Consider the following 19,443-nt stretch of genomic DNA (forward strand, 5'->3'; position numbering starts at 1 on the left):
CCGGCCCCGCGGCTGCCCTTCCCTGCCCGGCCATGCCGGCCAAAGGCCCCGATGCGACCCGACGCCGCTCTGCCCCCCATGATCTCTGATGACCCACATTTCGAGCTCCGCCTTGCCCGCGACGAAGAGGACGTCCTCTCCGCGCAACGGCTCCGCTACCGGGTCTTCGTCGAGGAACTGGGCGGGTCCGGCGCGATGGTGGACCACGTCAACCGGCTTGAGCGCGACGCCTTCGACCCGGTCTTCGATCACCTGATCCTCGTCGACCGGCGGCGCGACCGCAAAAGCCTCGACCATGTCGTCGGCGTCTACAGGCTGTTGCGGTCGGACGTGGCCGAGCGTCACGGCAGCTACTATTCCGAAACCGAGTACGACCTCTCCGCGCTCAAGGCCAGCGGCCGACGGATGCTGGAACTGGGCCGGTCCTGCGTCGACGCCGAACACCGCGGCGGCACGGCGATGTTCCACCTCTGGAACGGGCTGGCCGATTACGTCCTCGACCACGAGATCGAGGTGATGTTCGGGGTGGCAAGCTTTCACGGCACCGACCTCGATGCCCTGAAACTGCCGCTGGCCTACCTGCACCACCATCACCTCGCCCCCGAGACGATCCGCGTGCGCGCCCAACCCGCGCACTTCCAGCGGATGGACCTGGTCACGGCCGAGCAGATCGACCGCAAGGCGGCGATGGTTGCGACGCCGGCGCTGATCAAAGCCTACCTGCGGCTGGGTGGCTTCGTCGGCGAAGGCGCCTTCGTCGACCACGATTTCAACACCACCGATGTCTGCCTGCTGATGGACACCGAGAAGATGTCTCAGCGCCACAAGGGCTTCTACACCCGCAAGTTCGCCGCCGCCCGCGGGATCGCCGAAGGCGCCCCCGGCAGGCGGACGGCCCCGCATGCGGTTGACGGTGCGGCTTCGGGTACAGATGCAGACTCCGGCACAGACAGGGGCACGGGCCGCAGCTACGCGCCCGCCCGGCTGGACGGGGACAAGGCGTGACCTGGACCGAAGGGGACGAACCCGCCCCCGCCCGGATCGGCGCCGCGGGCTGGCTTCGCGCCGGATTGCGCGGGCTCGCACTGGGGGTGGTGACCTACGGCTGCCTCGCGCTCCTGCTGCTGATCCGGCTGGCCGAGCGCCCGCTCTGCGGGATGGACCGCCCGGTGACGCCGCATATCACACAGTTCGTCTGCCGCACGGCCTTTCGCATTCTCGGCATCCGGCTGCGCGTCACCGGCAGGCCGATGGCCCTCAAGGGCGCCGTGATCGCGAACCACGGCTCATGGCTCGACATCTTCACGCTGAACGCGCCGCAACGGATCTACTTCGTCTCGAAATCCGAGGTTGCGGCCTGGCCGGGCATCGGCTGGCTCGCCCGCGCCACCGGCACCGTCTTCATCAACCGCCGGGGCCGCGAGGCGAAGGCGCAGAAGGAGATGTTCGAGGCCCGCCTGCGCCATGGCCACAAGCTCCTGTTCTTCCCGGAAGGCACCTCGACCGACAGCCGCCGCGTGCTGCCGTTCAAGTCGACGCTGTTCGAGGCCTTCTTTACCCACGGGCTGGAGCACGTGCTGCACCTTCAGCCAGTCACCGTGATCTACCGCGCCCCCGAGGGCGAGGACCCGCGGTTCTACGGCTGGTGGGGCGACATGGATTTCGGCCCGCATCTCCTCAAGGTGCTGGCGTCCGCGCGGCAGGGATCGGTCGAGGTTGTGTTCCACCCGCCGGTGGCCGTCGATGCCTTCGAAGGCCGCAAGGCGCTTGCCCGGCATTGCGAACAGGTCGTGAGGGGGGCCCTGCCGGTCGAGGCGCGGCTCTGAAACGGCGGCCGGACGCGGGCTGCACCGTCGGCTGGCGGGGGCGCTGCCCCCTGCACCCCCCGGATATTTTCGAGCAGAAAGTGGGAGAAGGCCCGTCTTCTTCTGAGTGGAAATATCCCACGGGGGTGCGGGGGTGTGAAACCCCCGCGGCGCGCCGTCAGCCCAGGGGCGCCATCAGTTGGGCAAGGGCGGCGAGTGCGTCTTCCTCGCGCCAGATCTCTTCGCCCACGGCGAAGAAGTCGGTCACGGGGGCCAATTCGGCGATCTTCTCGGGGGTCAGACCGCCTTCGGCGACGACGGGCACCTCGATCACCTCGGACCACCAGGCGAAAAGCTCGTTCGGGGCCACCGTGCCGTCGCCGAGGGCCACCTCGCCCACAGGGCCGAAGGACACGTAATCGGCCCCTGCCTCGCCCGCGTTCAGGCCATCGTGGCGCGAGGATCCGCAGAAGGCGCCGACGATGGCGTCGTCGCCGAGTTCCTTGCGGGCCTTTCGCAGGTTGCGCGCGCCGTCGGTGAGGTGCACGCCGTCGAGGCCGTGGCGTTGGGCCAGCAGCAGGTGCCGGTCGATCACCAGCGCCACGTCGCGGGCATGGGCCACTTCGCGCAGCGCATCGGCGGCGCGGCCCAGGATGTCCTCGTCCGACGTGGCGAGTGCCAGCCGGATGCAGGCGACCTCGGTCCCGTCGAGCACTTCGGCGAGGCGGTCGGGAAATACCTCCAGTTCGAAGGCGGGCGGGGTGACGAGGTAAAGCTGCGGGCGCTCGGTATCGGCCATCTGGAAACTCCTGCCGGGATTTGCGCCGGATTAGCGGGTTTCGCGGCGCTTGGCTACCGGGTGCGCACGATGCGGCCCCAGCGGGGCACCCGATATCGTCGCGCGCCGCCGTCGCCCCGTGTTCCCGACGCGGTGTGGTCCCAAAACCGAACCCCCTGAATCCGAACCCCCTAAATCCGAAACCTCTAAATCCTAAACCCGTGACCTAGTGATCCCGAAGCGCGGAGATCAGCGCGTCCTTCGTCATGCGCGACCGTCCGTCGATCCCGATCTCCTGCGCGCGGGCGTAGAGATCCGCTTTGGTCCACTCCTCGTATGGCGGCTGCTTTCCCCCCTTCCGCGACGGGTGCATGTCGGGGTTTGCCTTCGCATTGGCGATCCGGGCGGCCTTTTCCTCGGAATAGCCCTTGTCGCGCAGGGTTTCGTAAAGGTCGTCATCCTTGATCGCGGGTCCGTGGTCGGCCATCGTCTTTCTCCTTCCGGGGGATGAAGGAAAAACAATCCCGCCGGCCCCGCGGTTCCGCCCCGTTTCCCCACGCGCCCCATGGACAGGGGCCACGCCGGGCCTTATGAGGCGGCCCATGCCTGACACCAACCGCCCCACCCTGCCCCCCGAGATCGGCCGCCGCCGGACCTTTGCGATCATCTCGCACCCGGATGCCGGCAAGACCACGCTGACCGAAAAGTTCCTGCTCTACGGTGGCGCGATCCAGATGGCGGGCCAGGTCCGCGCCAAGGGCGAGGCGCGGCGGACCCGGTCGGATTACATGAAGATGGAGCAGGACCGGGGGATCTCGGTCTCGGCCTCGGCCATGTCGTTCGATTACCACTCGGGCGACAAGGACTACCGCTTCAACCTCGTCGACACGCCCGGCCACTCGGATTTTTCCGAGGATACCTATCGCACGCTGACGGCGGTCGATGCCGCGATCATGGTGATCGACGGGGCCAAGGGGGTGGAAAGCCAGACGCGGAAGCTGTTCGAGGTCTGCCGCCTGCGCGACCTGCCGATCCTGACCTTCTGCAACAAGATGGACCGCGAGAGCCGGGACACCTTCGAGATCATCGACGAGATCCAGGAGAACCTGGCGATCGACGTCTCGCCCGCCTCTTGGCCGATCGGCGTGGGGCGCGAGTTCCTGGGTTGCTACGACATGCTGCGCAACCGGCTGGAGCTGATGGACCGCGCCGACCGCAACAAGGTGGCCGAGTCGATCAAGATCGAGGGGCTGGACGACCCCAAGCTGGCCGAGCACGTGCCCGCCGACCTGCTGGCGCGCTTGCGCGAAGAGGTCGAGATGGCGCGCGAGCTGCTGCCGCCGTTCGATCCGCAAAGCTTTCTCGAGGGGCACCTGACGCCGATCTGGTTCGGCTCGGCGATCAACTCCTTCGGTGTGCGCGAGCTGATGGACGGGATGGGGACCTATGGCCCCCCGCCCCAGATCCAGAACGCCGACGGCCGCCAGATCGCGCCGGAAGAGAGCAAGGTCACCGGCTTCGTCTTCAAGGTGCAGGCCAACATGGACCCCAAGCACCGCGACCGGGTGGCCTTTGTCCGCCTTGCCTCGGGGCATTTCGAGCGGGGCATGAAGTTGACGCATGTGCGGACCAAGAAGCCGATGGCCGTCAGTAACCCCGTCCTCTTCCTCGCGGCCGACCGCGAGCTGGCGGAAGAGGCCTGGGCGGGTGACATCATCGGCATTCCGAACCACGGGCAGCTGCGCATCGGCGATGCGCTGACCGAGGGCGAGGCGCTGCGGTTCACCGGCATCCCGTCCTTCGCGCCCGAGCTTCTGCAGGGCATCCGCGCAACCGACCCGATGAAGGCCAAGCATCTGGAAAAGGCGCTGATGCAGTTTGCCGAGGAAGGCGCCGCGAAGGTGTTCAAGCCGATGATCGGCTCGGGCTTCATCGTGGGCGTCGTGGGCGCGCTGCAGTTCGAGGTGCTGGCGAGCCGGATCGAGCAGGAATATTCGCTGCCCGTGCGGTTCGAGCCGTCGCAATTCACCTCGGCCCGCTGGGTGTCGGGGCCGAAGGCGGAGCTTGAGAAATTCACCAACGTGAACAAGGGGCACATCGCCACCGATCACGATGGCGACCCGGTGTACCTGACGCGCCTGCAATGGGACATCGACCGGATCGAGCGCGACTATCCCGAACTGAAGCTGAGCGCGACCAAGGAAATGATGGCCTAGCCGCCGCCAAGAGCAGGAACAGCACCGCCGAAAGACACCAGGGCCCGGCCCGCGCTGTCCGCGCGGCCGGGCCTTTCTCTTGCGAAGGTCGCCCCTCAGCCCACCGTCACGTCGAGCGTCTTCTCGCAATTGAGAAGCTTGGATATCGGGCAGCCCTCCTTGGCCTGCTCGGCCAGCGACTGGATCTTGTCGCTGTCGCCCTTGGCCTCGATCCGCACGGTCAGCGCGGCCTTGACCACGGTGGGCGATCCGTCCGTCTCCGGATCGAGCGAGATCACCGACGAGGCCTCGATCTTGTCGGGCACGATATCCGCATCGCCCATCAGCGCCGAGAGAAACATCGCGTAGCAAGCGGCATGAGCCGCGCCGATCAGCTCTTCGGGGTTGGTGCCGGGCTGGCCCTCGAACCGGGCGCCGAAGCCGTAGGGCACGGCATCCAGCGCGCCGCTCTTGGTCGAAATCGTGCCGCGGCCGTCCTTCAGACCACCGCCCCAGATCGCGGAACCTGTTTTCTTGATCATGGAATCCTCCTTTGGCGTCCTTGATCACAACAGGGGCCGGGCGGCCCGGGTTCCCTTTCCAATCCCCCAGCGGCGCCCCATCTCCATCAAAGGGGGAGGAGAGCCATGACAGCCAAGCCGCAAGACCGGGACGGCCCCGGCATCGTGCAGCGGATGGGGCGCCGCATCGGGCGGCGGATCGCGCGCTATCTCGAGGCGCCGACGGCGCGCTATGTGCCCTTCAACGCCATCCCGCCCGAGGCGCTTCGCGATGCGCTCCGCCCCGGCGACGTGCTGCTGGTCGAGGGCGACAGGCGGATCTCGGCGGCGATCAAGTACCTGACCCATTCGACCTGGTCGCACGCCGCCTTCTACACCGGCGGACCGGAGGGCGCCGAGCTGATCGAGGCCGACCTCGAGGCCGGGGTGCGGCGGATCGCGCTGGAGGCCTATGCCGGGCTGAACACCCGGATCTGCCGCCCGCGGCTGATCGCGCCCGAGGATCGCGAGGCGGTGATCGGCTACATGCAGGCAGGGCTTGGCCGCAGCTACGACCTGAAGAACGTGATCGACCTTGCGCGCTACCTCATGCCGATGCCGCCGGTTCCTGCGCGGATGCGCCGGCGCATGCTGGCGCTGGGATCGGGCGATCCGACCCGGGCGATCTGTTCCACCCTGATCGCCGAGGCGTTCCAGTCGGTGGGCTACCCTATCCTGCCCGAGCGTCCGACGCCCCGCGCCTCCACCCCCGGCGATCCCCGGTCGGACAGCCGGGCCGCGGCCGAGGCGGACGCACGGCGCGAGCTTATGCATATCCGCCACCACTCGCTCTTCACCCCGCGCGATTTCGATCTCTCGCCGTATTTCGAGGTGGTCAAGCCGACGCTGATCCGGGGGTTCGACTACCGCGCGCACCGCTGGACGGACTGGACCCCCGCGCCCGGCCCGGGCGACGGTGGCAATCCCTCGGATGCGGACGAGCCGGACCGGCCGGACGCGCGGGGCGCTACAATCGCGCGACCGTCCCCTTGACCAGCACCGGCCCGGTCGGCTTGCCCACGCGCGAGCCGCCCGCCGGCTCAAGGCTGACAGCCAGCACCGAGCCCGGCAGCAAGGCCGGAACCACGGTGCGGGTCTGCGCCCCGCGCAGAACACCCAGCGACATCGGGATCCCGCCGTCGCGGATCAGCCACAGTTCGTAGGACTTGCCATCCGCGGGCGCCGGGCCCGAGGTGCGAGAGACCACCAGCGCGCCGTCCGCGGCATCCCAGTCGGCCGAGAAGGTCAGCTTCTCGCCCTGCCCCTCCAGCGTGGCCGCGTAATGCGCGGGCGGCGGGCGGATCCCCCCGGTCTCGCCCAGGATGATGAAGAAGAAGGCAAAGGCGGCCGCCACCCCCAACGACAGGATCCCCATCATGCGGATGAAATACCGCCCCTGCACCCGGCCCGGCGTTCCGAACAGCCGCCGTTCGATCCGCGGCATCAGGTCGGGCACCGGCAGCGGCACATATTCGACGTTGAGGGATGCAAAGTGAACCTCCCATTCCGTGACCCGCACGCGAAAGGCCGGATCCGAACGCAGGCGCGCCTCGACCGCGATACGTTCCTCGCGGTCCAGCGTGCCGAGGACGAATTCCGCGGCCAGCAGGTCGTCCTCGCCGCCGCTTCCGGGGCCGATCTGTCTGGGAAAGTCGGTCATCGGTCGAGACACTCACGAAGCTTGATCAGGCTGCGCCGCAGCCAGGTCCGGACGGTATTGAGCGGGATCTCGTGCCGCTGGGCAAGCTGCGCATAGCTCAGCCCGTCGAGATAGGCACCCTTGATCGCGGCGGCCCGCTCGGGCTCCAGCGTGTCGATGCAATCGCCGATCCGCCGGATCTCGGCCGCGGCGACGGTCTGCTGCTCGGGGCCCGGGCCGTGATCGGGCACCCGTGCGATGGCCTCGTCGATCGCCCGGGTCCGTTCCGGCCGCGCCCTCAGGCGGTCGATCGCGTGGTTGCGGGCGATCGCTATGAGCCAGGTCATCGCCCGCGCCCGGGTGGGATCGTAGCGGTTCGCGCGCAGCCAGATCCGGGTGAATACCTCCTGCAGCGCGTCTTCTGCCTCGGCCCGGTCGCCGAGGATCCGCATCGTCACAGCGAAAAGCTTGCCCGCCGCCGCATCGTACAGCTCGCGCAGCGCGTCGCGGTCCTGCACGGCAAGCCGTGCCATCAGGTCGGCCAAAGGATCGGGGGTCATGCGGACTCCACCCCTCGGGCCAGACCTCCGCGCGTGCTCCGCTCCGGCAGACCGGCCCGGCGTCGTGGCCGGCCGCCTGCATCCAGGCGCACCCACATGCGCACGGCGGGGCGCGCTGCGGACGGCACAGGTACGCCGGACGCAGGCACGCCCGGGGCGAACCGGTCATCACGCCTGAATCCGGCGAACGAGAGGTCGAACTGCGACCGGCCGGCCCTCATACCCGTCCTTCCCGGCAGGTCCCGGTCGGGGACCCGCCCGAGGCGCGGGGACCGCCGCCCGCCCGCGCCGTTACAACCTGACCACCTGGCCCTTCACCAGCATCGGGCCCGAAGGCTCGGACGGCTGGTTGCCGGTGGCTTCCTGGGTCACCCCCAGCTGCGCCCCCTCGGGGATCCGCGACACCAGCGTGACCGTCTCTTCCTCCCGCAATACCAGAAGCGGGCTGGCCTTGCCATCCATACCCAGCAGCCAGAGGTTGTAGGCCTTGCCGGGGTCCGCCTTCGCCCCTGCCGTGTGCAGCACCTCGAGCTTGCGCGAGCTGGAATCCCAGGCCGCGGCAAAGACCAGAGGCTGCCCCTCCGCGTCCAGCGTCGCCGCGTAGATCCGCGGCGCCGGCGTCATGTCGCGCACTGCGATCACAGTGACCGCGGCCACAAGGATCACCGCCGCCACGCCGCCCGCGATCGCCATGCCCAGCCGCTTGAGGTTGGTCTGCTGCACCCGGGCAGGCGTGCCGAAGATCCAGGCCTCGATCTGGGTTGTCAGATCCGGGGCCGAAACCGCGACATAGGAGGCATTGAGCGGCGAGAACCGCGCCCGCCACGTGGAGACATGGGCCCGGAAGCGGGTTTCGGCCGGGTTCGCCAGCCGACGCTCCGCCTCGCGACGGGCATCGTGATCGAGCGAGCCGAGCACGAATTCCGCCGCGAAAAGGCCATCCTCGGACCCGTCGTCATCGGGCGGCACGACGCCGTGCATCTGCGCCGCGCCGACGCAATCCTTCAGAGAGCTCAGGCAGCCGTGCAGGAAACTTCGCATCTCGGCCTCGGGCTTGCCGGTCACGGCGGCCAGTTCGGCATAGGACAACCCGCCCAGATACCCCGAGCGCAGCGCCGCGGAGCAGGCTCCGTCAAGCTTCTGCATGCAGGGGGTGACCCGCATCTCCTCCTCATGTTTCATGAAGCTCGCTTCCGGGCCGGCGGGACCGGCGCGGTCGGGACGCGCACGGCGCCGGTCGATGGCGCAATCCCGCGTCAACCCGATCAGGAAGTCGATCCCGCGCTCGTGGTCGGGGTCGAACCAGGCCGGGTGCACCCACATCCGGGTGAACACGTCCTGCAGCGTCAGCTCGGCCTCGGCCCGGTTCCCGAGGATGCGCAGCGCAACCCCGTAAAGCCTGGCGGATACCGCGCGATAAAGCCCACCGAAAGCCTCCCGATCCTGGTGGGCAACCTGTGTCAGCAGGCCCGCAATGGGGCCGGTTTCGTCAGTCATCAGCGCCTCCTCCTGCGACCTCCCTCGCGGTCGCTGCCGATGTTGAACGAGACATCAGGCAGGGGCGCTATCGCGGTCAGGTGGGGGAACGGATCAGTCGCGTGCGGCAGCGCATTGGCGTTGACGAAATGCTCCTGAAACCTCGGTTCGATCGCCGTCTCCACCTTGTGTATGCCGCGCACCACGGCCTCGATCTCGCTACGGGCGCCGTTATTGCAAAGCGCAATTCTTGCACCCGTCCCAGCAGCATTGCCTGCCGAGATCACTTTTTCAAGAGGAACGTCGGGAATCATGCCGATAACCATTGCATGTTTCGGCGAAATGTGTGCGCCAAACGCCCCCGCAAGCACTACCCGATCGACGTGATCGATTCCCAATTCGTCCATCAGAAGCCGGGCGCCGGCATAGAGCGCGGACTTGGCCAGCTGGATCGCCCGGATGTCGCCCTGGGTCACGCTAATCCGCGGCCCGCCCGTCGCGGTGCCGTCGTGGATCAGGTAGGAATGGGTTCGCCCCTCGGGCAGCATCCGCGGCGTTCCGACCTGCTCGGCAGAACCGATCAGCCCCTTGGAATCGACGATACCGGCCATCCGCATCTCGGCCACCGCCTCGATGATGCCAGATCCACAAATTCCAGTGATTCCCGTATCTTGCGTGGCGTCTTTAAAGCCATCTTCGTCGGACCAGAGGTCACAGCCGATCACTTTGAAGCGCGGCTCCTTCGTTGCCGGGTCGATCGTCAGCCGCTCGATCGCACCCGGCGCCGCGCGCTGCCCGGAGGAGATCTGCGCCCCCTCGAAGGCCGGTCCGGTGGGCGAGGAACAGGCCAGCACCTTGTCCTTGTTGCCCAGCAGGATCTCGGCATTGGTGCCGACATCGACGATCAGCACCATGTCCTCGGATTTCTGCGGCTGCTCGGCCAGCGCCACGGCCGCGCAATCGGCCCCCACATGGCCCGCGATGCAGGGCAGGATGTAGATCCCGGCCCGCGGGTTGATCGCGGTAAGATCAAGGTCGGGCGCGGTCAGGTTGAGCGCCTCGGACACCGCCAGCGCAAAGGGCGCCTGACCCAGCTCCACCGGGTCGATGCCCAGAAGAAGGTGGTGCATCACCGGGTTGCAGACGAAGACCGCCTCCATGATCTGCCCCGGCTCGATGCCCGCCTCGCCCGCCAAGCCGGTGGCGAGGTCGTTCAGCGCGCCGCGCACCGCCGCGGTCATCTCGACATCCCCGCCTGGGTTCATCATGGCATAGCTCACCCGGCTCATCAGGTCCTCGCCGAAGCGGATCTGCGGGTTCATGACGCCCGCCGAGGCGCTGACCTGCCCGTTGCGCAGGTCGACCAGATGCGCCGCGATGGTGGTGGAGCCGAGGTCGATCGCAAGACCGTAAAGCCGCCCCTCGTGGAAGCCCGGCCAGATCTGAAGAAGCCGCGGAACATCGTCGTGATGCCCTCGGCTCAGCGCCACCGTGACCTTCCATTCCCCCTTGCGCAGCACCGTCTGAAGCTCACGCAGAAGATCAAGAGAGGCGCTCAGGTCCTTGATTTTCCACTGATCTGACAGTGCGCGCTTGAGCCTCTCGAAATCTCCTGAAGGCTCATGCATGTCGGGCTCGGCCACTTCGACGTAGTAAAGCCGTGTCGCCGGATCCATGACGATCTCGCGCGTGTCGGCGGCCTTGCGGACGACCTGCTTGTGCACCTGACTCTCGGGCGGCACGTCGATCACCACGTCGCCCTCGATCCGCGCCTGACAGCCAAGCCGGCGGCCGGGCTTCAGCCCGCGCACCCGGTCATAGCGCTCCTCGACCGCGTTGATCGGGCTCAGCGCGTCAGAGGCCACCGTTACCCCGTGTTTCGGGAAGGCGCCGTAGCCCGGGCTGACCTGGCACTTGGAACAGATCCCCCGCATCCCGCAGACGCTGTCGAGATCGACGCCCAGCTGCCGCGCGGCGGCGAGGACGGGCGTGCCCTTCGGCACCCGCCCACGCTTGCCCGAGGGGGTGAAGATCACCAATGCGTCGTCACGGGCCGCGCTGTCGTCCGCCATGGGTCGCTCCTGTCCTGTCCCCTCCGTTCTAGGCGGGACCGGGCGCCCCGCCATGGCGGAAAGCGACACGGCGGCGGCGCATGGCGGCGTAGGGTGCGTTTCCACGTACCCCCGGAACATCAGCCGCGCAGGTAGTCCAGCAGCATGCGGGTAGAGCCGTCCTTGGCGCTGGCATCCGCGCCGTTCTCCAGCATCGGCACCAGCGTCTGCGCCAGCTCCTTGCCCAGCTCGACCCCCCATTGATCGAAGCTGTTGATGCCGAGGATCACCCCCTCGACGAACACCCGGTGCTCGTAGAGCGCGATGATCTGGCCCAGCACGAAGGGCGTGAGCTTGGGGTAAAGCAGCGTGGTCGACGGCCGGTTGCCCGGGAACACCCGGTGGCGCGCCTGACGTTCCAGCTCATCGCCCTCCAGCCCCTTGGCTTCCATCATCTTCCGCGCGGTCTCCAGGCTGCGGCCCTTCATCAGCGCCTCGGATTGGGCCAGGCAATTCGCCGCCAGCAGACGGTGCATCGGCGCCAGCTCCGGCTCATGCCCTTCGCGGCCCAGCAGGAACTCGCAGGGGATCACGCGGGTGCCCTGGTGGATCAACTGGTAGAAGGCGTGCTGGCCGTTCGTGCCGGGTTCGCCCCAGACCACGGGCCCCGAGTCGCGCGCCAGCGTCTCGCCGTCCATCGCCACGCTCTTGCCGTTCGATTCCATCTCCAGTTGCTGAAGATAGGCAGGCAGGCGGGACAGGTGCTGATCGTAGGGCAGCACGGCGCGGGTTGCATGGCCGCAGACCTGGTTGTGCCAGATCCCCACCAGCGCCAGCAGCACCGGCAGGTTGTCGACGAAGGGGGTGGACAGGAAATGCTCGTCCATCGCGCGGCCGCCGGCGAGGAACTCGTCGAAATGTTCCGGCCCCACGGCCAGCATCAGGCTGAGCCCGATCGGCCCCCACATCGAATAGCGCCCGCCCACCCAGTCGGCAAAGCCGAAGACACGCTCCTCGGCGATGCCGAAGGCCGAGGTCTTGTCGAGCGCGGTCGAGACGGCCGCGAACTGCGCCGCGGGATCCTTGACCCCGGCCGCCATCCAGTCGCGGGCGGCATCGGCATTGGCCATCGTCTCCTGCGTAGTGAAGGTCTTCGAGGCCACGATCACCAGTGTCGTCGCCGGATCGAGCGGCCCGAGGATGTCATGCACATGCGCCGGATCGACGTTCGAGACGAAATGCGTGCGCGGACCATCGGCATAGGGCGCCAGCGCGATCGCCCCCATCGCGGGCCCAAGGTCGGACCCGCCGATGCCGATATTGACCACGTCGGTGATCTTGCCACCCTGCCCGGCAAAGCTGCCGTCGCGCACCGCACGGGCAAAGTCGGACATCTGGTCGTGGACGCGGCGCACCGCGGACATCACGTCCTCGCCATCGACGGTCACGCTGCCCTCGAGGTTGCGCAGCGCCGTATGCAGCACGGCCCGCCCCTCGGTCTCATTGATCTTCGCGCCGGCGAACATCGCGTCGCGTCGCGCTGCGACGCCCGCATCCTCGGCCAGCCGGACCAGCAGGCCCCGCGCGGTGGCGTCGATATTGGTCTTCGAGTAGTCGAACAGCAAGCCGTCGGCATGGGCGGAAAATTCCGCCGACCGGCTGCGGTTTTCGAACAGTTCCGCCAGAGTGCGGCGCTTCACGCCCGCGTGGTGCGCGGCGAGATCATCCCAGCTGCCCATAGGCGCTCATCCCTTCTATTCGGCCCAGTGTACGGTCGCGTCGTCGAGTATCACCCGGATCGGCGCCTCGGCGAGAGACATCTTGTCGGCGCGTTCCAGCGCCGCGCGCTTCTCGGGCCCGACGATCACCACGTGCACCCGCATCGCCTGCCGCAGCACCGGCGCCGAAAGCGTGATCCGCGCCTCGGAGGCGCCGGGCACCTGGATCGGCACCAGCACCGGCGCGTCGGCGGCAAGCGCGGCCTCCGCCCCTTCGGCCCCCGGGATGATCGAGGCGGTGTGCAGATCGCCCCCCATGCCCAACAGCAGCACGTGAATCGGCAGGTGAACGCGCACCTGCTCGATGAGCTCGTCGATCTTGTCGCCCGGGTTCTCGGTCCCGTTGTAGAGCGGCACGAACTGGGCCGCCGCGGCCTTGTCCTGCAGAAGCCGGTTCTTGACCAACCGCGCGTTGGAGCGCGGCGCATCCTCGGGCAGCCAGCGTTCATCCGACGGCAGGATCGAGACCCGGCCCCAGTCGAGGTCGATATCGCCCAGCACGTCGAAGATCGGGCCGGGCGTGGTGCCGCCCGGCACGCAGAAGGTGGCCCGCGGCTCGCGCCGCAGGAAGTCGCCCAGCTCGCTGGTCAGGCGGTCGGCAAGCGACAGGAACATCATGTCCCGGTCGGGGTATTCTACGAACTTCATCCGCGCAGCTCCCTCCATCTGCGGCCATCCCGGTGCAGAAGCATCAACGCATCCTCCGGCCCCGAGGATCCCGGATCATAGCCTCGCGGCCGGTCGCCCCGTTCCTCCCATCCCTCGATGATCGGGTCGGTCCAGGCCCAGGCCGCCTCGACCTCGTCGCCACGCATGAAGAGCGTCTGGTTGCCGCGGATCACGTCCATGATCAGCCGCTCGTAGGCATCGGGAATGTCGGTGCCGTCTTCCCCCAGCGCATCGGCGAAGGTCATGTCAAGCGGCACCTCGGTCAGGCGCATGCCGCCCGGCCCCGGCTCCTTGATCATCACCGAAAGGGTCATCCCCTCGTCGGGCTGCAACCGGATCGCCAGGACGTTCTCGCGCCATTCGTCCTCTTCGCCGAAGATCGAGTGCGGCGGCTCCTTGAAGATGATCGCGATCTCGGAGGTCCGGGCACGCAGCTTCTTTCCGGTGCGCAGGTAGAACGGCACCCCCTGCCAGCGCCAGTTGGCGATCCCCACCTTCAGGGCGATGTAGCTTTCGGTCCGCGAGTGCGGATCCTCGACATCGTCGAGGTAGGAGGGTTCGGCCTTCACCCCCTGCGCCGCGGGCCGCCCGCGGTACTGGCCGCGCACGATATCCTCGTGCGGCACGGGCGAGAGCGCGCGGATCACCTTGAGCTTCTCGTCGCGCACGGCATCGGGTTCGAACTTGTAGGGCGGCTCCATCGCGATCAGGCACAGAAGCTGCATCATGTGGTTCTGCACCATGTCCCGCATGGCGCCCGACTTGTCGTAGTACCCACCGCGGCCGCCGACGCCCACGGTTTCCGCCACGGTAATCTGCACGTGGTCGACGTGCTGGGCATTCCACAGCGGCTCGAACAACGAGTTGGCGAAGCGCACCGCCATCAGGTTCTGGACGGTTTCCTTGCCGAGATAATGGTCGATCCGGTAGATCTGCGTCTCGTCGAAATGCTCGGCGAGGGTCTTGTTCAGCGCCCGCGCCGAGGCGAGGTCGCGGCCGAAGGGCTTTTCCACCACGATCCGGCTGTCGGCATCGGCGATCCCGTATTCGTTGAGCTTCTCGGCCAGCGCGCCAAACAGCGACGGCCCGACCGAGAAGTAGAACGCCCGCACCACGCCGTCGCGCATCAGGCCCTTGAGGGTTTCCCACCCGCCCTCGGCCTGGGCGTCGGTGGCGACATAGGAAAGGCGCGCGAGGAATTCCTTGATCTGCGCCTTGTCATGCTTCGACTTCGGGATGAACTCCTCGATCGCGTCCGAGACGAACTTGCGATAGGCGTCATCGTCCATCTCGGACCGGGCCGCGCCGATGATCCGTGCCTCGTCGGGCATCTGCCCGGCCAGGAACCGCCGGTAGAGACCGGGAAGGATCTTGCGGCGCGCCAGATCGCCGGTGCCCCCGAAGATGACCAGATCGAACGGGTCGACCGGAATGACTCGCGATACCATCTGCCCTCGCTTTCATGCCGCGCCGTGCCTCGCCGCGGATTTTCGTTAGCGCTAACGGGCCTCGTTCTAGCCCCGCTCTCGGGGGGAGTCTAGCACCCGGCGCCGGGGTCGCAAGGGTGGTCCCGCCGGGTCGGCGGCAGGCGGTGCTATGAAAGGCCCCCTACAGCTGGCGCCCGGTCTTCGAGGTGCGCCTCAACGCACACAGAAACCGGCCGCCCGCGCGGCAGGTGCGACGCGCCGGCCGTTCCGGCGTCACGCCTCCAGTTCGGCATCCCAGTAAAGGAAATCCACCCAGCTCTCGTGCAGGTATCCCGGCGGGAAGCGGCGCCCGATGGTCAGCATGTCCGCCGCCGTGGGCTGGCGCGGCGGCTTGCGCAGGTTCATCCCCACCTGCCGCAGGCTTTTCGACCCCTTGCGCAGGTTGCAAGGCGAACAGGCGGCGACCACGTTTTCCCAGCTGGTCACCCCGCCCCGCGCCCGCGGCACCACGTGATCGAAGGTCAGATCGCCCCGGGCGCCGCAGTACTGACAGCGGAATTCGTCCCTCAGAAAAAGATTGAAGCGCGTGAAGGCCACGCGCTTCTGCGGTTTGACGAATTCCTTGAGCACGACGACGGAGGGTATTCGGATCTCCGTCGTCGGGCTTCGCACGATCGTGTCGTATTCCGCGAGGATCGTCACCCGGTCCAGGAAGGCCGCCTTCACCGCCTCCTGCCAGGGCCAGAGCGACAGCGGATAATACGACAGCGGCCGGTAATCCGCGTTCAGGACCAGCGCCGGATAATGCTTCAAAGCCGCCGGCTCGCGCACGAATGTCGTCCTGAAATCGCCGTCCATGGGCACACCCTCTCGCCGTCCGGCCCCGAAGCCTGCGGCGGGGTCGCGGGTTTTAGGGGCGGGCCGCTCCGCCCCGCTGAGATCAACTATATCTGGCGTTTCACGCCTGACAAGCCCCGCAGATGCGGTAGCCACGCGCATGTGGATAAACCGCCCGCGTCACAGCAGGATGACAGATAGCGCGCCGACCGGAAAAGTCAGCGGCGAGAGGGCGGCCGCGGTGGGCTACCCGCGGGCAACGAGCGGACAACGCGGGGCAACAAGGAGCCGTCGGGCGTGCCTCAGCCCGGCAGCCGTTCCTTGAGGAACTGCAGCGCCACGCCCAGCCCGTCGGGGGCGATCCCGTGGCCCGTACCCTTCATGACGTGGCCGTAGACGTCGAACCCCGCCGCCTGAAGCGCCACCCCCGCGCGGTTCATGTCCTCGAAGGGCACCACCTGATCATCGTCGCCATGGATCAGCACCACCGGCGGCTTCGACACCGCCTCTGCCGCCAGGGTCTCGGGCGACAGAAGCCGCCCCGAGAAGGCCACCACCCCGGCAAAGGGCGCGGGCCAGCGCGGCGCAAGGTGCAGCGACATCATCGTCCCCTGCGAGAAGCCCACAAGCGCGGTCTCGGCGGGGGTCACCCCCTCTTCGTCCATCCGCTGCTGCAGGAACGCCCTGAGATCCTCCTGCGCGGCCGCCATGCCCTGCTTTGCCGCCTCCTCGCTGGAACCGTCGAGCCAGGGGATCGGGAACCACTGGCGCCCGAAGGGATTGCCGGCGCAGGGCTCGGGCGCGTCGGGGGCGATGAAGACAGTGTTCGGCAGATGGGTATCCATCACGTCGGCCAGCCCCAGCAGGTCGGCGCCATCGGCTCCGTAGCCATGCAGCAGCACCACCAGCGAGGTGCCCTTCGCCGGCCCCTTGCGCCCGAAGTCGAGGGTCCGCGTCGCCCCGCCCGTCCGGGCCCCCGTCTGGGTTCCCGTCTGGGCACCCGTCGCGCCCCCCGTCGTGCCAGTCGTCATGCGATGCCCTCCCGTCTGCGTTGCGCCGCGTAATACGCCCACATCAGCCGCGCCGCAACGCCCCGCCACGGCGACCACGCCTCGGCCATCGCGCGCAGCGCCTTCTCGCCGGGTCGCGCCTCGAGGCCGAAGATCCCCCGCGCCGCCTCCTGCAAGGCAAGATCCCCCGGCGCGAACACGTCGGCCCGCCCGAGCGAGAGCATGGCATAGACCTCGGCCGTCCAGCGCCCGATGCCCGGCAACGCGACAAGGGTGGCGATCACCTCCTCGTCCGGCAGGCTGCGCAACGCCTCGAACGGAACCCCGGCCCCGGCCAGCCCCCGCAGGTAGCGCATCTTCGGCCGCGACAACCCGCAAGCCCGCAGATCCTCATCGCGCGCGGCCGCGATCGCGGCGGCCTCGACCAGCCCCGCCGCCTGCAGGCGCCCGTGGATCGCCCGGGCCGAGGCAACGCTCACCTGCTGGCTGACGATCGCATCGACCAGCGCGGCGAAGCCGTCAGGACGCCGTCGCACCGGCACCGGGCCCGCGACGCCCCGCGCCTGCGCGAATTCCGGCACCCGGGCAGTGAGCCAGTCCAGCCCCTCGGCGATGCACGCCTCCCCCTCGACGATCCGCCCGACCACGTCAGCCCTCCTCCTCAGCTCTCCACCGCCGCGATCAGCCGGCCGAGCGTCGACCAGTTCCGCGCCGTGCCGGTCACGCCGAAGATCCGCTCCAGCCGCGGGGCGGTCAGCTTCGACCGGCCGATCCCCTCAACGTAATCTATGAACACCTCGCGCCCAGACGGCACTACCGCTTCGGGCCCGGCATAGCCTGCCAGCCGCGCCTCATGCCCAGCGGCGGGCAGCTCCGCCAGAAAATGCACGAGCACATGCGCCGGGCGTAGTCTGGCGGCTTCCGCGAACGGGTTCGCCCCGGCAATAGCCCCGAGCGCCGCACCGTCGCGCAGGATCACCGCGTTCGTCAGCCCGTGATCGGCCACCACCGCCTCCAGCGCGGACCGGATCGCGGCCTCGGGACGCGCCGAGGCGAAGACCAGGTTCCCGGTCGCCAGCACCGTGCGCACCTCTTCGAACCCCGCCGCCGTGGCTGCATGGCGCAGGTCTGCCATCGACATGCGGGCATGCGTCGCCCCGCCGATGCCGCGCAGAAGTGCCACCCATGTCCGCCGCTCCGTCATGCCGGCACCCTACCGCGTGGCGCTGACGCACCGCCATCCCCTCTTTCTTGCCGAAATACTCCCGCCGGAGGCTCCGACCTTTCCACTCCGTCCCCCGCCGGGCGCCAAGGTTTGCCACCGCCACGACTTTTCCCTCTTCACAGCACCGCGCGCGGCCGTTACCGCTTCCGCCATGAACACGACCGCTTCCACGCCCCCTGCCCGGGCCGACCGCCGCGCCAAGCGCAACGTGACCGTGCTGGTGATGGCGCAAGCCGTCCTCGGCGCGCAGATGCCGATGAACTTCACCATCGGCGGGCTGGCGGGTCAGAGCCTTGCACCGAACCCCTGTCTCGCCACGCTGCCGATCTCGATGATCGTGGTCGGATCCATGCTGGCCGCGACGCCGAACTCGGCCTTCATGCAGCGCTTCGGGCGGCGCGCCGGGTTCATGATGGGATCGACCGGGGGGATGCTGGGTGCGGTGATCCAGTCCTACGCACTCTATGCCGGGTCCTTCGCGATCTTCCTGATCGGCGCGCTCTTCACCGGGATCTACATGTCGGCGCAGGGCTTCTACCGCTTCGCCGCCGCCGACACTGCCTCCGATGCGTTCCGGCCCAAGGCGATCTCCTATGTCATGGCGGGGGGGCTGGCCTCGGCGATCATCGGGCCGCAGCTGGTGAAGCTCACCGTGGGTGCCTATGTCGTGCCCTTCCTCGGCACCTACCTCGCGGTGATCGCGCTCAACTTCCTCGGCATGTGGCTGTTTCTCTTTCTCGACATCCCGAAGCCGCCAACCCCGCACCATGACGCGCCCCGGGGCCGCACCCGGGCCGAGCTGATCACCACGCCCCGGATCGCGGTCGCGGTGATCTGCGCGACGGTGTCCTATGCGCTGATGAACCTCGTGATGACCTCGACGCCGCTCGCCGTGGTGGGCTGCGGCTACCACACGTCGGATGCGGCAAACATCGTCACGGCGCATGTGCTGGCGATGTTCGTGCCGTCCTTCTTCACCGGCCACCTGATCGCGCGGTTCGGGGTGGAGCGGATCATCGCGACCGGCCTCGTCATCCTTGCCGGGGCGGGAATGGTTGCGATGATGGGCGTCGATCTGATGAATTTCTTCGGCGCGCTGGTCCTGCTGGGGCTTGGCTGGAACTTCGGCTTCATCGGCGCCACAACGATGCTCGCCGGTGCCCATGCCCCGGAAGAGCGCGGCCGGATGCAGGGGCTGAACGACCTGATCGTATTTGGCGGCGTCACCTTCGCCTCGCTCGCCTCGGGCGGGCTGATGAACTGCTCGGGCGGCACGCCGCAGGCCGGGTGGGAAATGGTGAACATCGCCATGACGCCCTTCCTCGTGCTGGCGGGCGGCGCGCTGATCTGGCTGGCGCTGCGGCCGAAGGAGGCGTGAGCCAAAATCCTTCTCAAAGGATTTTGCCAAGAAAATTCGAATTTTCTTGGGCGCG

The 19,443-nt window shown here is 68.2% G+C and carries 18 protein-coding genes and 1 pseudogene; 5 read left to right on the forward strand and 14 right to left on the reverse strand.

From position 1 onward, the window contains the following. Nucleotides 1–78: 78 nt before the first annotated feature. Together CVV76_RS04145 and CVV76_RS04150 are read left to right on the forward strand one after the other, a co-directional pair. A pseudogene (locus CVV76_RS04145) lies at nt 79–855 on the forward strand (GNAT family N-acetyltransferase); the annotation flags it as partial. A gap of 146 nt (nt 856–1,001) precedes the next feature. Beyond that, entirely contained in the window at nt 1,002–1,826 is an 825-nt protein-coding gene (locus CVV76_RS04150; RefSeq protein WP_102223350.1) for a lysophospholipid acyltransferase family protein, read from the forward strand. Between the two features lie 157 nt (nt 1,827–1,983). On the opposite strand, the gene CVV76_RS04155 is transcribed toward CVV76_RS04150, so the two are convergent. Beyond that, nucleotides 1,984–2,604, reverse strand: a complete 621-nt coding sequence (locus CVV76_RS04155) for a thiamine phosphate synthase (protein WP_102223351.1) — start codon at nt 2,602–2,604, stop codon at nt 1,984–1,986. A 205-nt stretch (nt 2,605–2,809) separates the two neighbouring features. After that, nucleotides 2,810–3,070: a DUF7218 family protein gene (locus CVV76_RS04160; protein WP_102223352.1), complete on the reverse strand. Its 261-nt coding sequence runs from the start codon at nt 3,068–3,070 to the stop codon at nt 2,810–2,812. A gap of 115 nt (nt 3,071–3,185) precedes the next feature. On the opposite strand from CVV76_RS04160, the gene CVV76_RS04165 reads away from it, so the two are divergent. After that, nucleotides 3,186–4,799: a peptide chain release factor 3 gene (locus CVV76_RS04165; RefSeq protein WP_102223353.1), complete on the forward strand. Its 1,614-nt coding sequence runs from the start codon at nt 3,186–3,188 to the stop codon at nt 4,797–4,799. A 95-nt stretch (nt 4,800–4,894) separates the two neighbouring features. On the opposite strand, the gene CVV76_RS04170 is transcribed toward CVV76_RS04165, so the two are convergent. Next, the gene (locus CVV76_RS04170) at nt 4,895–5,320 is read right to left on the reverse strand and encodes an OsmC family peroxiredoxin (protein WP_102223354.1); all 426 of its coding nucleotides are present in this window, start codon (nt 5,318–5,320) and stop codon (nt 4,895–4,897) included. A gap of 105 nt (nt 5,321–5,425) precedes the next feature. Here CVV76_RS04170 and CVV76_RS04175 point away from each other — a divergent pair, with 105 nt between their 5' ends. Continuing rightward, the gene (locus CVV76_RS04175) at nt 5,426–6,331 is read left to right on the forward strand and encodes a C40 family peptidase (RefSeq protein ID WP_233192707.1); all 906 of its coding nucleotides are present in this window, start codon (nt 5,426–5,428) and stop codon (nt 6,329–6,331) included. Here CVV76_RS04175 and CVV76_RS04180 read toward each other — a convergent pair. The 11 genes from CVV76_RS04180 to CVV76_RS04230 form a co-directional block, all read right to left on the reverse strand. Then, nucleotides 6,306–6,998 carry an anti-sigma factor gene (locus tag CVV76_RS04180; RefSeq protein ID WP_102223355.1) on the reverse strand — a complete coding sequence of 231 codons (693 nt, stop codon included), beginning with the start codon at nt 6,996–6,998 and terminating at the stop codon, nt 6,306–6,308. The genes CVV76_RS04175 and CVV76_RS04180 overlap by 26 nt on opposite strands. Continuing rightward, a complete protein-coding gene (locus tag CVV76_RS04185) occupies nt 6,995–7,537 on the reverse strand; it encodes a sigma-70 family RNA polymerase sigma factor (protein ID WP_102223356.1) in 543 nt (180 codons plus the stop codon). The genes CVV76_RS04180 and CVV76_RS04185 overlap by 4 nt, the downstream gene beginning before the upstream one ends. A gap of 291 nt (nt 7,538–7,828) precedes the next feature. Then, nucleotides 7,829–9,034: an anti-sigma factor domain-containing protein gene (locus CVV76_RS04190; protein WP_102223357.1), complete on the reverse strand. Its 1,206-nt coding sequence runs from the start codon at nt 9,032–9,034 to the stop codon at nt 7,829–7,831. Then, a complete protein-coding gene (locus tag CVV76_RS04195) occupies nt 9,034–11,085 on the reverse strand; it encodes an ASKHA domain-containing protein (RefSeq protein WP_102223358.1) in 2,052 nt (683 codons plus the stop codon). The genes CVV76_RS04190 and CVV76_RS04195 overlap by 1 nt, the downstream gene beginning before the upstream one ends. A gap of 119 nt (nt 11,086–11,204) precedes the next feature. Then, a complete protein-coding gene (gene pgi, locus CVV76_RS04200) occupies nt 11,205–12,803 on the reverse strand; it encodes a glucose-6-phosphate isomerase (protein ID WP_102223359.1) in 1,599 nt (532 codons plus the stop codon). Nucleotides 12,804–12,818: 15 nt separating this feature from the next. Continuing rightward, nucleotides 12,819–13,490, reverse strand: a complete 672-nt coding sequence (locus CVV76_RS04205) for a 6-phosphogluconolactonase (RefSeq protein ID WP_102223360.1) — start codon at nt 13,488–13,490, stop codon at nt 12,819–12,821. Further along, nucleotides 13,487–14,959 (reverse strand): glucose-6-phosphate dehydrogenase, encoded by a 1,473-nt coding sequence (gene zwf, locus CVV76_RS04210; protein ID WP_102223361.1) that lies wholly within the window; start codon nt 14,957–14,959, stop codon nt 13,487–13,489. The genes CVV76_RS04205 and zwf overlap by 4 nt, the downstream gene beginning before the upstream one ends. A gap of 252 nt (nt 14,960–15,211) precedes the next feature. Next, nucleotides 15,212–15,796 carry an HNH endonuclease gene (locus CVV76_RS04215; RefSeq protein ID WP_102223362.1) on the reverse strand — a complete coding sequence of 195 codons (585 nt, stop codon included), beginning with the start codon at nt 15,794–15,796 and terminating at the stop codon, nt 15,212–15,214. 281 nt (nt 15,797–16,077) lie between these two features. Then, nucleotides 16,078–16,806: an alpha/beta hydrolase gene (locus tag CVV76_RS04220; protein ID WP_102223363.1), complete on the reverse strand. Its 729-nt coding sequence runs from the start codon at nt 16,804–16,806 to the stop codon at nt 16,078–16,080. Beyond that, a complete protein-coding gene (locus CVV76_RS04225) occupies nt 16,803–17,432 on the reverse strand; it encodes a DNA-3-methyladenine glycosylase family protein (RefSeq protein ID WP_102223364.1) in 630 nt (209 codons plus the stop codon). The genes CVV76_RS04220 and CVV76_RS04225 overlap by 4 nt, the downstream gene beginning before the upstream one ends. A 14-nt stretch (nt 17,433–17,446) precedes the next feature. Continuing rightward, nucleotides 17,447–17,989: a DUF1697 domain-containing protein gene (locus tag CVV76_RS04230; RefSeq protein ID WP_102223365.1), complete on the reverse strand. Its 543-nt coding sequence runs from the start codon at nt 17,987–17,989 to the stop codon at nt 17,447–17,449. Between the two features lie 172 nt (nt 17,990–18,161). Between CVV76_RS04230 and CVV76_RS04235 the strand changes: the two genes are divergently transcribed. Further along, on the forward strand, nt 18,162–19,388 hold the full coding sequence (locus CVV76_RS04235; protein WP_102223366.1) for an MFS transporter: 1,227 nt from the start codon (nt 18,162–18,164) through the stop codon (nt 19,386–19,388). The last annotated feature ends 55 nt before the right edge of the window (nt 19,389–19,443 follow it).

The sequence above is a fragment of the Acidimangrovimonas sediminis genome, from assembly GCF_002871005.1.
In the GTDB taxonomy this organism is placed as follows: domain Bacteria; phylum Pseudomonadota; class Alphaproteobacteria; order Rhodobacterales; family Rhodobacteraceae; genus Acidimangrovimonas; species Acidimangrovimonas sediminis.

Coding starts and splice junctions, on each gene's coding strand:
- CVV76_RS04155 (WP_102223351.1), bottom strand. CDS start 2,604: ATGGCCGATACCGAGCGCCCGCAGCTTTACCTCGTCACCCCGCCCGCC.
- CVV76_RS04160 (WP_102223352.1), bottom strand. CDS start 3,070: ATGGCCGACCACGGACCCGCGATCAAGGATGACGACCTTTACGAAACC.
- CVV76_RS04165 (WP_102223353.1), top strand. CDS start 3,186: ATGCCTGACACCAACCGCCCCACCCTGCCCCCCGAGATCGGCCGCCGC.
- CVV76_RS04170 (WP_102223354.1), bottom strand. CDS start 5,320: ATGATCAAGAAAACAGGTTCCGCGATCTGGGGCGGTGGTCTGAAGGAC.
- CVV76_RS04175 (WP_233192707.1), top strand. CDS start 5,426: ATGACAGCCAAGCCGCAAGACCGGGACGGCCCCGGCATCGTGCAGCGG.
- CVV76_RS04180 (WP_102223355.1), bottom strand. CDS start 6,998: ATGACCGACTTTCCCAGACAGATCGGCCCCGGAAGCGGCGGCGAGGAC.
- CVV76_RS04185 (WP_102223356.1), bottom strand. CDS start 7,537: ATGACCCCCGATCCTTTGGCCGACCTGATGGCACGGCTTGCCGTGCAG.
- CVV76_RS04190 (WP_102223357.1), bottom strand. CDS start 9,034: ATGACTGACGAAACCGGCCCCATTGCGGGCCTGCTGACACAGGTTGCC.
- CVV76_RS04195 (WP_102223358.1), bottom strand. CDS start 11,085: ATGGCGGACGACAGCGCGGCCCGTGACGACGCATTGGTGATCTTCACC.
- pgi (WP_102223359.1), bottom strand. CDS start 12,803: ATGGGCAGCTGGGATGATCTCGCCGCGCACCACGCGGGCGTGAAGCGC.
- CVV76_RS04205 (WP_102223360.1), bottom strand. CDS start 13,490: ATGAAGTTCGTAGAATACCCCGACCGGGACATGATGTTCCTGTCGCTT.
- zwf (WP_102223361.1), bottom strand. CDS start 14,959: ATGGTATCGCGAGTCATTCCGGTCGACCCGTTCGATCTGGTCATCTTC.
- CVV76_RS04215 (WP_102223362.1), bottom strand. CDS start 15,796: ATGGACGGCGATTTCAGGACGACATTCGTGCGCGAGCCGGCGGCTTTG.
- CVV76_RS04220 (WP_102223363.1), bottom strand. CDS start 16,806: ATGACGACTGGCACGACGGGGGGCGCGACGGGTGCCCAGACGGGAACC.
- CVV76_RS04230 (WP_102223365.1), bottom strand. CDS start 17,989: ATGACGGAGCGGCGGACATGGGTGGCACTTCTGCGCGGCATCGGCGGG.
- CVV76_RS04235 (WP_102223366.1), top strand. CDS start 18,162: ATGAACACGACCGCTTCCACGCCCCCTGCCCGGGCCGACCGCCGCGCC.